This is a genomic window from Paraglaciecola psychrophila 170 (assembly GCF_000347635.1).
GTDB classification, from domain to species: Bacteria; Pseudomonadota; Gammaproteobacteria; order Enterobacterales; family Alteromonadaceae; genus Paraglaciecola; species Paraglaciecola psychrophila.
The window spans coordinates 1,662,822-1,676,924 of the sequence record NC_020514.1 but is presented as its reverse complement, the minus strand read 5'-3'; the positions used below and the strand labels follow the sequence as shown (position 1 = coordinate 1,676,924).

At 39.4% G+C, this 14,103-nt stretch carries 13 protein-coding genes and 1 pseudogene; 8 read left to right on the top strand and 6 right to left on the bottom strand.

Features of this window, described 5'->3' with window-relative positions:
• Positions 1–54 precede the first annotated feature (54 nt).
• Both C427_RS07295 and fadR read right to left on the bottom strand, forming a co-directional pair.
• The gene (locus C427_RS07295) at positions 55–408 is read right to left on the bottom strand and encodes a phasin-related domain-containing protein (RefSeq protein WP_015430624.1); all 354 of its coding nucleotides are present in this window, start codon (positions 406–408) and stop codon (positions 55–57) included.
• Positions 409–605: 197 nt separating this feature from the next.
• Positions 606–1,316, bottom strand: coding sequence for a fatty acid metabolism transcriptional regulator FadR (gene fadR, locus C427_RS07290; protein ID WP_007637474.1), 711 nt, complete (start codon positions 1,314–1,316; stop codon positions 606–608).
• Between the two features lie 225 nt (positions 1,317–1,541).
• Here fadR and nhaB point away from each other — a divergent pair, with 225 nt between their 5' ends.
• Together nhaB and dsbB are read left to right on the top strand one after the other, a co-directional pair.
• The gene (gene nhaB, locus C427_RS07285) at positions 1,542–3,119 is read left to right on the top strand and encodes a sodium/proton antiporter NhaB (protein WP_007637473.1); all 1,578 of its coding nucleotides are present in this window, start codon (positions 1,542–1,544) and stop codon (positions 3,117–3,119) included.
• A complete protein-coding gene (dsbB, locus tag C427_RS07280; protein WP_007637472.1) occupies positions 3,120–3,653 on the top strand; it encodes a disulfide bond formation protein DsbB in 534 nt (177 codons plus the stop codon). It begins immediately after the preceding gene.
• A gap of 33 nt (positions 3,654–3,686) precedes the next feature.
• Here dsbB and C427_RS07275 read toward each other — a convergent pair whose 3' ends face one another.
• A complete protein-coding gene (locus C427_RS07275; protein WP_007637471.1) occupies positions 3,687–4,070 on the bottom strand; it encodes a formate dehydrogenase accessory sulfurtransferase FdhD in 384 nt (127 codons plus the stop codon).
• A 584-nt stretch (positions 4,071–4,654) separates the two neighbouring features.
• A pseudogene (locus C427_RS07270) lies at positions 4,655–5,550 on the bottom strand (sulfite exporter TauE/SafE family protein).
• Positions 5,551–5,631: 81 nt separating this feature from the next.
• Between C427_RS07270 and C427_RS07265 the strand changes: the two are divergent.
• On the top strand, positions 5,632–6,132 hold the full coding sequence (locus C427_RS07265) for a DUF2244 domain-containing protein (RefSeq protein ID WP_007637468.1): 501 nt from the start codon (positions 5,632–5,634) through the stop codon (positions 6,130–6,132).
• Positions 6,133–6,732: 600 nt separating this feature from the next.
• Here the strand turns inward: C427_RS07265 and C427_RS07260 are convergent.
• Positions 6,733–7,362, bottom strand: coding sequence for a hypothetical protein (locus C427_RS07260; RefSeq protein WP_007637466.1), 630 nt, complete (start codon positions 7,360–7,362; stop codon positions 6,733–6,735).
• 334 nt (positions 7,363–7,696) lie between these two features.
• Between C427_RS07260 and C427_RS07255 the strand changes: the two genes are divergently transcribed.
• The 3 genes from C427_RS07255 to C427_RS07245 all read left to right on the top strand — a co-directional run bounded on the left by C427_RS07255 (position 7,697) and on the right by C427_RS07245 (position 9,265).
• Positions 7,697–7,966 (top strand): hypothetical protein, encoded by a 270-nt coding sequence (locus tag C427_RS07255; RefSeq protein WP_007637464.1) that lies wholly within the window; start codon positions 7,697–7,699, stop codon positions 7,964–7,966.
• A gap of 144 nt (positions 7,967–8,110) precedes the next feature.
• On the top strand, positions 8,111–8,419 hold the full coding sequence (locus C427_RS07250) for an alpha/beta hydrolase family protein (protein WP_007637462.1): 309 nt from the start codon (positions 8,111–8,113) through the stop codon (positions 8,417–8,419).
• A gap of 363 nt (positions 8,420–8,782) precedes the next feature.
• Positions 8,783–9,265 carry a DUF4920 domain-containing protein gene (locus C427_RS07245; protein ID WP_007637461.1) on the top strand — a complete coding sequence of 161 codons (483 nt, stop codon included), beginning with the start codon at positions 8,783–8,785 and terminating at the stop codon, positions 9,263–9,265.
• A 96-nt stretch (positions 9,266–9,361) separates the two neighbouring features.
• On the opposite strand, the gene C427_RS07240 is transcribed toward C427_RS07245, so the two are convergent.
• Positions 9,362–10,474 carry a DUF2855 family protein gene (locus C427_RS07240; RefSeq protein ID WP_007637459.1) on the bottom strand — a complete coding sequence of 371 codons (1,113 nt, stop codon included), beginning with the start codon at positions 10,472–10,474 and terminating at the stop codon, positions 9,362–9,364.
• A gap of 139 nt (positions 10,475–10,613) precedes the next feature.
• Here C427_RS07240 and C427_RS07235 point away from each other — a divergent pair, with 139 nt between their 5' ends.
• Entirely contained in the window at positions 10,614–11,852 is a 1,239-nt protein-coding gene (locus C427_RS07235; protein WP_007637457.1) for a saccharopine dehydrogenase family protein, read from the top strand.
• 237 nt (positions 11,853–12,089) lie between these two features.
• A complete protein-coding gene (locus C427_RS07230; RefSeq protein WP_007637455.1) occupies positions 12,090–14,054 on the top strand; it encodes a methyl-accepting chemotaxis protein in 1,965 nt (654 codons plus the stop codon).
• The last annotated feature ends 49 nt before the right edge of the window (positions 14,055–14,103 follow it).

The window sequence follows — 14,103 nt, the reverse complement described above, 5'->3', positions numbered from 1 at the left end:
CCCAACTTTAAACTAGAACTTGTGATTCTATGATTGCGTTGGGTATCAAAACAATTATTTTGCAGCTAGTTTTGCAACAGCGTCAGTTAGTGCATCAATCTTTGCTGACAACTCTTCAACTTTCTGATCATCAGATGTGTTACCTAGACCAAGTTTTTTACGTACTTCTGCAACACGCGTTTCAACTTTGTCTTTTACTTGAAACTTATCTTTGGCTTCAGTTTCAATTTTAGAACCTTTTACGACTAGTTCATCGAACATTTTGCTCGCATCTACACTGATTTTTTCGTAACGGCCTTGTGCTTCATCAAAACTTTTACCATATGCACCCAATCCTGCAAGCCATATTTTACGTGCAAATTCTTCTGCTTCGTTCACTTTACCTTTTATAGAATCTAATTTAGTCATGGGTCTTTCCTCGTTTAAATAATCGGATTGTCTGGATTAAAGGCAATGTTAAAGAAACGAATTAGAAACTGCATACTAATTGAACAAATAAATTGATTTTTTTAGAAATGAATCACATATCGTTGAAATACATATGATTTTATTATGAATAAATGCGGCTGATGAAATGACCAGCCGAATTATAGTTTTATGGAAGACTAGTCTACCAATCCTTTTGGCATATCAGCGCGTAATTCTTGCCAGATTTTACCACTTTCGATGCCATAGTCTCTGATCACCAAAGGAACATTTTCGTAATCGCCTTTAACAGCAAGTTCGAGTAATTGCTTATAATAACTGCGTGTTAAATCCCTAGATTTTTGATTCGAAAAATAATAACCACCAATGCGTGAATACAATCCTCTAAAACCATTCATCATTAATACATACACGGGGTTACCAGAAGCAAAAGCCAAGTCGTGATTTAGTTGATAATCGCATTGAGCAAAAGTTTTACCATCATCAGGAACATCACTATACCCCTGTAATAATTCGATGGTTTTATCTTGTTGTTGACGAATAGCACCGCGAATAAACACAGCGCTTAAATTAGTTCTCGCGGCTAACAAGTGGTCAACAAGCTCAGGGATACCATCTTCGTCGAGTCGAGCTAAGGTTTCTAATATATTTAATCCCGAGGTCTCCCAGAAATTATTAACCTTAGTAGGCTTACCATGTTTGATAGTCAACCAACCATCACGCGCTAAGCGTTGCAACACTTCACGCAAAGTCGTTCGAGTGACACCAATTAGTTCAGATAATTCACGCTCTGCGGGAAGAATTGTACCGGGGGGGAAGCGACCACTCCAGATAGATTCCACTATATATTCTTCAGCGAATCCTGCCGGACTTTGTGCCTTGTATATCATCAACCACTCACTTCGTTATTATTGTTTTTGTACTTATTATAGACTGATTGTACCAGATGAATTTTACTGGTAACAACGAAACTTTGAATTGTTAACAAAGTATTGTAGAAAAGCAGATAAATTTCACTTAAATATGTGCTAACTATAGGATTTTGAGTTTATTATTGAGTACAATCTGAAAAACGTTGATTCAATAATTATAATATTCAGCAAGGAATTTTGCTTATGCAAATGTCGGTACCTCAAGCAGTAGCAGCCAACTTTTTGGGCAAAGCCCCAAGTTGGTATAAACAGGCTATTGTCGCATTTCTTATCATCAACCCCATTTTATTTATATTTAATCCTTACATAGCAGGCTGGGCGTTAGTACTAGAATTTATTTTCACTTTAGCGATGGCATTAAAATGTTATCCGTTACAACCGGGCGGTCTCTTGCTGATGCAAGCGATGTTTATCGGTATGACAACACCAGAACATATGAAACATGAAATGGTGGTGAATATTGAGGTCATCCTACTCTTGGTATTTATGGTGGCCGGTATCTACTTTATGAAGGGATTATTACTGTATCTCTTCACTAAACTTTTGATAAAACTTAAGAATAAAATTGCACTATCTATAGCCTTTGCTGCAGCATGTGCATTTTTGTCGGCATTCTTAGATGCGCTAACAGTTGTGGCAGTTATTATTACGGTAGGTTTAGGTTTTTATTCTATCTACCATAAAGTGGCATCAGGTAAAGACTTTCATTCTGAACACGATCACTCCCACGATGATGACGTGCCTAACCGTAATGATTTAGAAGACTTTAGGGCTTTTTTACGTAACCTGATGATGCATGCTGGTGTAGGTACCGCATTGGGTGGCGTAATGACGATGGTCGGCGAGCCACAAAACCTTATCATTGCAGATAAAGCGGGCTGGGACTTTATAGAGTTTTTCATTCGTATGTCTCCTATCACCATTCCGGTATTTTTTGCAGGATTAGCCACTACTTTTATTGTTGAGAAATTTTCACTCTTTAGTTATGGCGCAGAATTACCGCCGGTAGTTAGGCAAATATTGACTGATTATGACAAAAACGTCGAAGCTAACTTAACCACACAAGATAAAGTTAGATTAGTGGTACAAGGTTTGATTGCCGTTTGGTTAGTTGTAGGTTTAGCAGGGCATTTAGCCGCAGTTGGATTAATTGGGTTGTCTATTATTGTTTTGACTACTTCTATGGGTGGTGTAATTGACGAGCACTCTATAGGCAAGGCTTTCGAAGAGGCGTTACCCTTTACTGCGTTGTTATGTGTGTTTTTTGGTATCGTGGCAGTAATCATCGACCAAGGTCTGTTTAGTCCTGTGATTAACTGGGTATTAACCTTTGAAGGTAAAACACAGTTAGTGATGTTTTATTTAGCCAATGGTTTGTTATCTATGGTCAGTGACAACGTATTTGTTGGTTCGGTATATATCACCGAAGTGACCGCAGCACTGAATAGTGGAGCCATCTCCCGTGACCAATTTGATTTATTGGCAGTTGCCATTAATACCGGTACTAACCTTCCAAGCATTGCCACACCTAACGGTCAGGCCGCTTTCTTGTTCTTACTAACGTCAGCTATAGCACCACTACTCAGATTGTCTTATGGCACTATGGTGTATATGGCATTGCCTTACACTGTGGTATTGACACTCGTTGGCTTGGCTGCGACTTACTTCGGATTATACGACTTAACACAGTGGTTGTATGACATGCACTTTATTGAGCATCACTCTGGAATGATACCCGGTAGTGTAGCTATACCCCACTAAATGAGTGATGCAACTTTGCTAAATAAACTATCATCATTATCTACTGATAAACGGGCGTGGGGACTATTATTTGTCTCTGCGCTATGCTTAGAAATTGCCGCGTTGTATTTCCAACATGTTACAGATTTACGCCCTTGCATTATGTGCATTTACCAACGAACTGCCGTATTTGGGGTAATGTTTGCGGCAATACCGGCGATGCTAGTCAATAATCTATACCCTCGATTAATGGGTTATATCGGTTGGGGAGTATCCGCTATTTGGGGTTTACTTATAGCCATCGAACATGTTGATATTCAAACTGCGGCCAACCCATTTTTTGCTAGCTGCGAGTTTGTGCCTAACTTTCCAAGTTGGGCACCGTTACATCAATGGTTGCCCAATATTTTCGGTGCCACAGGTGATTGCGGTGATATAAACTGGTCATTTATGGATATATCTATGCCGCAATGGATGATTGTGATCTTTGCAATTTATTCAGTGATTTGGGCTGTCATGTTGGCTAGTCGAGTATTGGATAAACGTAGTCTGTGATGCTAAGCACCGATTAACAGGTTCACTATTGTTTCAAACCAACGGTTGTGGGCTTGAATAAACATTAAATGCGATTGCAGAACCAGTCGAAGATTGTGACGATTTTACAAAACCAAGTAAGCAGATATCACAACCTTTGGCTAAATCGATGGCTAAACCAGATGGAGCACCCATAGCAACAATATTACGAATATTCACTATGGCTGCTTTCTGTACCAGTTCAAAACTGGCTCTTGAGCTTAACACCACACCTAGAACTAACTCATCCGAATGACTATCAACTGCCAACATGTCCAAGTTGGCGCCTATTAGTTTATCAAAAGCATTATGTCTGCCCGCATCTTCACGCGCATCTAAAACTTGTAAACGTTGTTCAGTTTGGTCTGTTCGAACAGCTACATCAAATAGCAACACCATGATTACCGCCCGTTTGCCTGAATATCACTTGTATGTCTCTTAATTGCTGTGTCAGTGAGTAAATAGGGGTAATCACGAGCAAGGGGATTAGGCATCTCTGGTGAAGTATTGAGGTAATTGATCAAAAATAATTTCGATGCTTTGCTGGCCACATACTCCACACGCTCAATTCATCACTTCAACGCGTTGATATGCAGCGAGTTCAAAATTTGCCCCTGCAGCCAAATTGACTTGCTCTCGATTGGTGGACTGGGACTTAAAGCATCCCGTGCCTATATGTTTAATAGAGGAAGTTGTTGTGATGTCCTCGATGGCTCCACTTGAGTATAGTCAGCCTCTACCCAACTTTAGATCTACACAAGGGTGCGCAGAGTAGTCAATAATAATTTTGAAGGCGAGTTCGGAGCAGCAGATAACCTTATTTCTAATGTTCTTCCGTCACCACCACATCGTTACAGGCAATATTCTCTGGGATTGCGCCAAGCTCGCCAGAGCGAGAAATTTTAACTACCAAATACTGTTTAATAGATTGCAATAAAGAAGACTATTACAAATAAGAATGACGCCTAAACTACTTTAGGCGATTAAAAGGGCAAAGATGTGATCCCTAAAATAAATATCCAACCTGCAAAAAACAACTTTAAATTTTTGGCTGAGAAATATAATACCAATTGCTTGGCTAAAATACCGCCTACTATGGCACCTGCACCGGCAAAGAGTACCACTGGCCAATATATGGCTTGAGTAATGAAGATATGAAACACAATCCCTCCCCATACCGTCAATGCACTCAATATAACCGCGCTAGCAATGGCAAAAGTCACATTGAAGCGACGAATTATTAAATACACAGCCACCAACTCTCCTACCCCTATGGATAACCACGCAGTAATACCACCGCCGACTAAAGCAATAGTCGGCAAAGCAATATAATCAATTAGAGATAGCTTTGTATTGAAGTCTTGATTACGCAACAAAAATACTGTGGCAAAAATGGCTAATGCTAAGCCAATTGAAAAAACCCCAAAACCGGTATGCAAACTGTTGGGATCACTAAAATGAGCAAAAAATTGAGGGCTAATTTGCACCATCCACAGACCTAACAAAGAGCATGGGACCGTTAACAATAGAGTCTTACCTAGAGGCCGCCAATATAAAGACTGCGGCTGATTATTGGCTCTAATCTGTTTATAAAACGTCCACCACGTCACAGCTCCAGCGGTCATACCGCAACACTGAATGGCAAAACTGGTAGCCACAGAACTGGCAACTGAAAACTCCAGTTGATTGAAAAAGGCACAAAAACAACGCCCCCACCTGCCCCCGTGGCATTTGCAAAAATAGCACCCAAGAGACCTAAAAAGGCAAATCCTGCGTATTCTTGTATTAGGCTAAGTGGTTGTGTTTGCCAGAATAAGATGATTAACCACACAAACAGCAAAAATATCCGAATATGCTTAGCTGACATTTTTAAAAACATAAGAATTGCATGACCTATACTGAAAAATAAAAAGCGGACTTTGCCAGAATTTAACAATTGAAACAAAGAAAAGATCATCAAATGGTTAAACTAAAACATAAACATGAATCGGTTATCTTAACCCTTCAACCTAATCGCTCCGCTAATTGGCAGCAAAATAAGATCATTATAATGGTGATGGCTGCTTTTGTAATGATCATTGCCATCGCTTGGAGCGCAGTGGGCGTTTGGATAATCCTACCCTTTGCTGGTTTTGAAGCAGGGCTATTGGCGTTTTTAATGTACCGCGTGTCTTATTCGACTTATCAAAAGCAAATAATTACCATTCATTTAGATACTGTCACCTTTCAAGCTGGTGTTTATTATCCCAAACGTTTTCATTCATTTAATAGAGATAAACTCTTCGTCAAAACAATTGAGGCACAAAGCGAGTTCGAACAAACTCATATCACTTTAGATGATGGACATCAGGCGATTGTCATTGGTCAATTCTTAAATCAACCAGATAGAGTAGCTACCTTAGATCACCTAAAAAAAGCCAAACTTCACATCCATATTGAAAAGTGGTGGAAAACCAGATAATCAATGTCTTAACATGGCTAACCGACATTTATATTAAGAGCAATTGGAATGGTGGCCTAGAGCGATCTATAAACAGAAAATTTCATTCGTTTTTGTTTGTTTATGCCTTGATTATCTATGCTGACAGACAAAAAAAAGGCGAGTGTAGGCTCTTTAATCAGTCAAATTAACCTGGTGATTCAGGATATGAATGAATCTTTGAATGAAGACCACATGGCTCCCAATCTATAATGCAGTGATTTATTATTCATGGGATTAAGCTCTAACCTTAAAGGTTTCAGCAATATAGCTGTAGTTGTTATACCAAAACAAGTCTTCGCTTCACCAAAGACAAAAATTTTATATATCCTGTGAGAAATAGTCATCAATTACGTTCGACAAAACCTGTTTATGAATAAAGAATCAATCTAGGCTTTTTGCTAACTATCGACTATTTTATTCAATAAAAGTTTACTCGGTTAGCTTATACACTTTATGATTCAATTATTTCCAGAATTGAGTGAGTTCGTTATTTTCATTTAAGTCATTGGTGTGGCTCAGCTTAATTAAACAAGGCATTAAATAATTGGAGTAAACCTTTATTTAAACTTCAAAAAAGGATTATTCTGTCTGTTTAGAATTATTATCAATTAACCGTTGTGTATGTCCCTGAGAGTAAAAAGTTGAGCCCATCTCAGACATAATAAAGTGATTGCTCTGAGTCACCACTAACCTTGCATCCTTTAAAAAATCGACTAACTGTGCTTCCGGCATATCTTCAGACTTGTATATAGCAGCCTGCTGTTTTGCTTGTCCCCACTCCACAAACTGAGACAATTTAGCGGTTTGTTGTATTAAAGTACTAAGACGATTGTCTTTATCAATATATTGCTGCAGTGCTTTGCTGTTGTCAGCCTCCCCTGCAACCAGCAACGCTCCATCTTGTATTGTCACCCTGACTTCAGATCCAAGATCAAAATTTTCAGCTAAATGTGCGACTTCTCTGTTGAGCTTTTCTTGATTGAACTTATAATAGTTCTTAACTAAGTTCAGATCGATATCTACTTCGCCTTTTTCAAATAGTTGTAAAGTCTCTTCAAACGCACCTCGATTTAAACCACTTTCAAGCACGTCAAGCCCACCGCTAACATCCTTTTTATTGCCTTTAGCAAGATCTTGAAGCACATCATCAGCTTTATTATTGTCACCAATGTAACTAAAGAGTGATAGTGGGTTACTAGTAATTTGCATGTTTACGACTGATAGAGACAATTATTCGAGGTGAAGCAACTTACACGCCAGTATGGCTGGTGTCTAAAACGCATATAATTCATAACGATACAGGTTTTAGGTAAAATATATTCTGATATTCATCGGTAAATTTAACCTTTTTAAGGCAACAACTTGCCAGGTTTCTACGTTGTCATTGAGTCCCTAAAAGATACAGGTTCAGCATTATGGAAAAGACTTCGGTGAAATTGCAGCTTATAATAAATATTGCAAACAGGATTTTACAGAGACCGTTATAACGGGTAGATTTTTCACTCAATGGTTTTTATAACGTTATCTTTTAAATGGAATTAATATGTCACGGATACTTATTATTGGTTTGCTATTAGCAAACATTTTTCACTCCTCATTTTTTGCTCAAAACATCCTGAAGTATAAAGATATCTCCAACCTACAAAACTGCTACAGCAAAGTATTTGAGGAGTATGACACTTGGTTTGGCATGCTTAAAAAAAGTAATCAGCGCAAAACTAAAACACCAGAGGAATTGGAAATTAGACTCAACAAACTGCCAGTGTTTTTTCCTAAAACAGACTTATACAAATACAAATACAAATACAAATAGTCTATGGACTACATTCTATTTAAATGACAAGTGGGTAACTTGTTAGGATGGGTACATTATCAAGCCCAAAGGACACAAAAGCCTGCCAATTTTAATATATAATCCTAGGGGCAATAGTCGTTATAGCGCTATGGTTTTGGCTCAATGTTTAACCGTCTCTTTTCTGTTGCTGAAAATGGTTTTGCCGTTATAGGCACTCAATATCGAGGCGCATTTGATAAGGAAGTCGTACTTGGAAACTACGATGAATTTGGCGGTACAGACGTGGAAGATGTCGTCAAATTGTTGAGTCTCATTCCAAACATTGACGGTGTAGACTCCAATAGATTGAGCATTTATGGCTCTAGCCGGGGTGGAATGCAGACGTTCATTGCATTACAAGAAATACCTAGGGTTAAAACCGTTGCAGTTAATGCAATCACCACAGATTTACTACGAGTAATTAAAATTTAGACCTGCTATGGAAGGAGTCTATATAATTAGGATACCCAACTATGCCAGCAACAAAGTGGCTGAATTAGAAAAACGTTCAGTATTAAAATAGGCGCACAAACTCGATATAAACGTCCCGATTTATTACAACATGGAGGCCAATATAAAAGGGTATCCGTTGAAAATTCCAAATGGCTTGCCGAACTGCTAACAAAATTAGTCCACCCACATAAACTCAGCATATATGAAGATGAAGGTCGTGGTTGGGGTCTTAAATCAAAACCAATAGCGATAAAAGAACTCACCGATTGGTTTCAGCAACACTTGTAGATTTTTATGATAACTGCGCTTATGATTTACTTAACAAAAAACTAAAGGTGATATATGAAACTCGCACTCAGCACTTTATTCGGCTTTGTCCTCACGTTCAACGTATATGCAGAGACACTGAGGTTGTCAGAGCCCGTCACACAGGACGCCCAAAGTGAAACCTTCGGAGTAAAACTTGATAATTCACTGCCTAAGCTTAGTATGAAAAATTTACTCACAGACTCCTCTTCACACCTGGCGAAACCATTTCAAGTAGAAGCTAGGATAGCCAAAGTATGCCAAAAGAAAGGGTGTTTTTTTATCGCACAACAAGACCAACATATTTTGCGGGTTTCGTTTCGTGATTATAGTTTTTTTATACCCACAGACAGCAGCGGCAAAACCGTCATGCTTGCAGGTGAACTGGTACAAAAAGAAGTCAGCCCAGAACAAGCAGCCCACTTTAAAGCCGATTTAAGAAGCGAAACTGATATGGTAAAACTTGGTGTGGTGTATGAAATTGTGGCTGATAGTGTGAAAATCCCGCGGAGTGAGTAAGAGTCAGACTCTAAGACCTGCGATTATTTCGAATAGTAGAATGAGTATCATCGGGCACAGCCAACTCTGGTAGTGCCCTATTTAAGGCTGACTTAACTAAAACGTCAGTACATTAATTTCCAAGTTATTTAACTTATTTTTAAGGCCGGTGTGATACAGCGCTTCAATCGCTTGGGCTCCTGAGTATTCAGCCACTGAAACCTTGTCATGCATATGAATCGCAAAACTATGCCAAGCCTTTGCATAACGTTCAGCAAACCCGGCGTGCCCCCACTCACCTGAGCGCTTTTTCACTTGGCTTGGTGCAAAGAAGAACTCACTGTCTAAGTGACCGTCTGGCTTATCTTGTTGCGCATCCACATCGGTTGAGCCGATTAAGACCAACTTATCGAGATTGTCTGTAAACTGTTTTTGAAATTTCAGTAGCAAACTCTTGTTACCTGCAAAATCCAGCACCCAGCTAGTTTTATCTTGACCAAGTTCGGCAATGTCGTCATAACTGAGTACATGATCGTAACAGTCTAAATCTTGGGTAAAAGCTTTGTTACTGGCAGATGTCAGACCAATCACTTGATAGTCTAATCCCCGCTCCTTTTTATGTTTCATCAATAAGTGAGCGGCACCATAAGCTGTTTTACTCGAGGCACTGGTCAATATCACTTGTTTAACGGGCTGCTCAGAAGCGACTAAACCTTCGCCGACATAATCATCCAACACAAAAGAAGTCATAAAAAGAGGCCGATAATTTAACTGCCATGCTTCTCTGTCAACTTGATAACCGGGGTCGGTGGCACAGCGCACATAGTTGTCATAAACGGGTGAAATACTTTTACGCTTGTCACCGATATCAAAAAAGTGAGTGGGCGAGGTTTTACCTGCAGTGATCACTAAATGCGAAGCCATAGGCAAATACCCATAGACCTTTTCGCCTACTTTTACTTCAGGATGATTTGACTCAAGCACGGTGGCAAAACCCCACATAGGTACAATGCCCCAAGTGTCATTAGCTGGGAAAAAACCCCAGTAACCCATCTTATCGCCAAACACAGAATATGTGACGTTATTTGCTGAAAACCCAAAAGAGTCAATTTCAAGTAACACCTCATCAGTGCTTAGTTGGTTACTGTCTAACTCTTTTGTGACAATTTTGGTGTTAGCCACATTAGATTTTTCAATCCAAACTTCGGTTGTATTATATTTTTTGCTCATTATGTTTCGCCCTAAAGTGAATTTATTCTGATAGATTACATCAACAACTCAGTATAAGTTTTTAAAGTGTTGTTAAGGCATCACAAATTTGAATGCTGTGAAATAAACTAAGATGATTTCCTCAGAGGCAAAAAATACTATGCAAGACACTCCCCCTAAGTTTGACATTATAATATTTGGTGCCACCAGCTTTGTTGGGCAAATACTAACGCGATACATGCTGGCTCAATTTTCCGTTGAAGGCGAACTTAAATGGGCTATTGCCGGGCGCTCACAAAGCAAACTAAACGAATTGAAATTATCGTTGGGTATCGCGGGGGAAGCACTTGATATTATAGTCGCTGATGCCGCGGATGAAGACAGTCTTCACTCGCTTTGTAGTGCCACCCGAGTAGTAATTTCCACTGTCGGTCCTTATGCTTTATATGGTGAGCCACTAGTAAAAACCTGCGTGGCGTTAGGCACCGACTATTGTGATTTGACGGGTGAAGTGCATTGGATAGCCAAAATGTTAGAGCGTTATGAAGACCTGGCTAAAATAAGCGGTGCCCGTATTGTAAATAGTTGTGGTTTTGACTCTGTACCCTCTGATTTAGGTGTGTATTTTTTACAACAACATGCGAAACAAAAGTTTGGTGAAACTTGCAGTAGTATCAAAATGCGCGTCAAGAAGATGAAGGGGGCAGCATCAGGCGGCACAGTAGCTAGCATGACCAATATATTTAAAGAAGTGGCCAGTAACCCTGCCCTGCGTAAGGTTTTAGCTAACCCATATGCGATTTGCCCGCCAAATCACGGTAACAAATTACGTCAAAACAATATGAATCGTCCACAATATGATAACGACTTTAACAGCTGGGTGGCTCCTTTTGTGATGGCGGTCATTAACACCCGCATTGTGCACAGAAGTAATGCATTGATAGCAGGTGGCTACAGCCCACATTTTGAATACAACGAAGCCATGTTGACTGGGAAGGGCCTAATCGGCAGTGGTATAGCGGCAGGCGTAGGTGTGGGATTAGGTAGCTTTGCTATGGCTGCCGTTATACCGCCTACTCGCTGGGCAATGGAACGATTTATGTTACCAAAACCCGGTGAAGGCCCAAGCCTAGATGCTCAAGAAAAAGGGTTTTACGATTTACGTTTTTACGGCAAAACTGATAGTGGCCAAGAAATTCGCTGTAAAGTGACAGGAGACCAAGATCCAGGTTATGGCTCTACCGCTAAAATGTTAGGTCAAGCCGCTACATGTTTAGTGCAAGATATCAGTAAAAAAAATGTGTCTGGTGGGTTCTGGACACCCGCTAGTATTTTTGGAACTAAATTAATAACACGTTTAGAAAATCATGCGGGGTTAACCTTTGAGCTTATCGAATAATAAAAAAGGACGGTAAAAAAACATGCGGTGATGACAATTCAATCGATTACATTCTAATACTTTAGTCTAGTAAGCTGAGACAGTATTCGATTGAAGAGTCATCCTTAGCTCATGTTTTTAATAGAGTTTATCAATTTTTAGTGGGTGAACGCTAATTAGCCATAAATTAAAATAAATGTTCCGTTCATGACCTTAGTAGTACTATCACCATATTAAAAACCCTTCATCGGATACAATATGAAACGTTGGTTATCTAGATACCTGTCTTTGTTAACACTGATTCCTGTTGCTGTTTTACTGATATTTATCACAGCAAATATTTTTCGTGCTTACCACGACCTCGAGCAGGCAAATAAAACAATTTCTAATGTTAGGTTAGTCACTATTACCAGTCAACTTGTACATGAATTGCAAAAAGAGCGGGGCATGTCTGCAGGTTTTATTGGTTCAAAAGGCAGTGAGTTTGTTTCTGAACTCAAAAATCAAAGGACGTTAACTGACAAAGAAGTCAACAGCCTAAAAAGTTTTATGGTCGATATCGATTATCAGCAACAGATCAACAAAACGATGCAACAACTTTTCAACGACCTAGGTCAATTACAAATCATCCGGCAACAAGTAGATGCTTTAAGTATCACTTTGCCAAAAGCACTGCGCTATTACACTGCTAATAATCTGCTTCTTTTAGATTTGAATGGACATTTGGCATCCGAGCTAGAAGAAACCACATCAGCCGAAAGATTTCTTATTTTATATAATATCGCTTATGCCAAAGAACAAGCAGGTATTGAACGTGCTGTGCTTAATAGTGTATTTGCTAGCGAAGAATTCACTCCAGCATTAATGACTCGCTTTATTGAATTGCTCACAAAACAACAAACCTACATTAAATCGGCTTACACCGTCGCTTCGTCAGATTTCAAAGAAGTATTAAACCGATTTGTTGAATCGAAAGAAAGTCGTGATGTACAAGGCTACAGAGATATTGCTAAAAACAATATGAACGGATTCAACGTAGAGCCGAATGACTGGTTCAAAGCCGCAACAGCTCGTATCGATAAACTTAAGATTACAGAACAAACACTGCTTGATGAAGCTAATTTATATGCTCAAGGTAATGTCAGCAATCGACTTTTTGTTATCGTATCTGAATCTTTAGTGTTGATTTTAATGTTAGCCGTCGCTTATGCGGTCTTTAGCACGGTCAGATTAAGAGCGTTACAGTCTTTTGAAATTAATAGATTTATGAACAAAGTAAATTTAGAAAAAGACCTAACAGACAAAGTCGAACTAATCACCGAAGATGAACTAGGTATAATAGCTAAGTTAATCAATATTACTTTTACTAATATCCGAACTGACTTTATCAGTTTTCAGGAAAACGCTGATCAAATTGGTGAAGCAACCGAGCAAGCAGCTTGCGCAACAGAACAAAGCAAAGTCAACCTGAAACGACTTCAATTAGAGATATCTAGTATAGCCAGTGCCACAGAAGAGATGAGCGCAAGCATAAAATCTGTGACGGAGCATATGTTGGTCGCATCAGATGGCGCAGAAACCGCAGCAAAAGAAACAGTAAACGGCGAAGAAGCAGTCAAAATCTCGATGCAAGGTATATCCCAAACAGCGGTAGAAGTCGCCCGAGTAGGTACCACAATTACCGAGTTGAACAGCAGAGTAAGCGATATTTTAGGCATGGTAGACGTGATTAAATCAGTTGCTGATCAAACTAACCTACTGGCATTAAATGCAGCCATAGAAGCAGCCAGAGCAGGTGAACAAGGAAGAGGATTTGCAGTTGTAGCAGATGAAGTGCGCACACTTGCCAAACGAACACAACAATCGACCCAAGAAATATCAGATGTAGTCGACGTCTTAAAAAACAGCTCCCAAAAAGCATTTTCTAGCATTGAAAGTGGTAACCAGCAAGCCAAAGAAGCGGTTACAAATGCTCAACAAATTTCTGCTGTATTAGCAAAAATTGTCCAGAGCATTAAGTCTGTGGACGATGTAACCGGAGTGATAGAAAGTTCAACACGAGAACAGAGCTTGGTCATCCAAAGTATTAGCAAAAACGTCGCAATTATCGATGGCCAAGCCAGAGAAACGGTGGTGGGTGCAGAACAGTTATCCGCTTCTAGTCTGCAACTTTCGCAAATCACCCTTGAAATGAAAGCAAGGATCCAAGCTTATAAGGTTTAGCGGCTTGCAAAAGAGCATTAAGCAAAAATAATGTTTATATAGCGAAGCT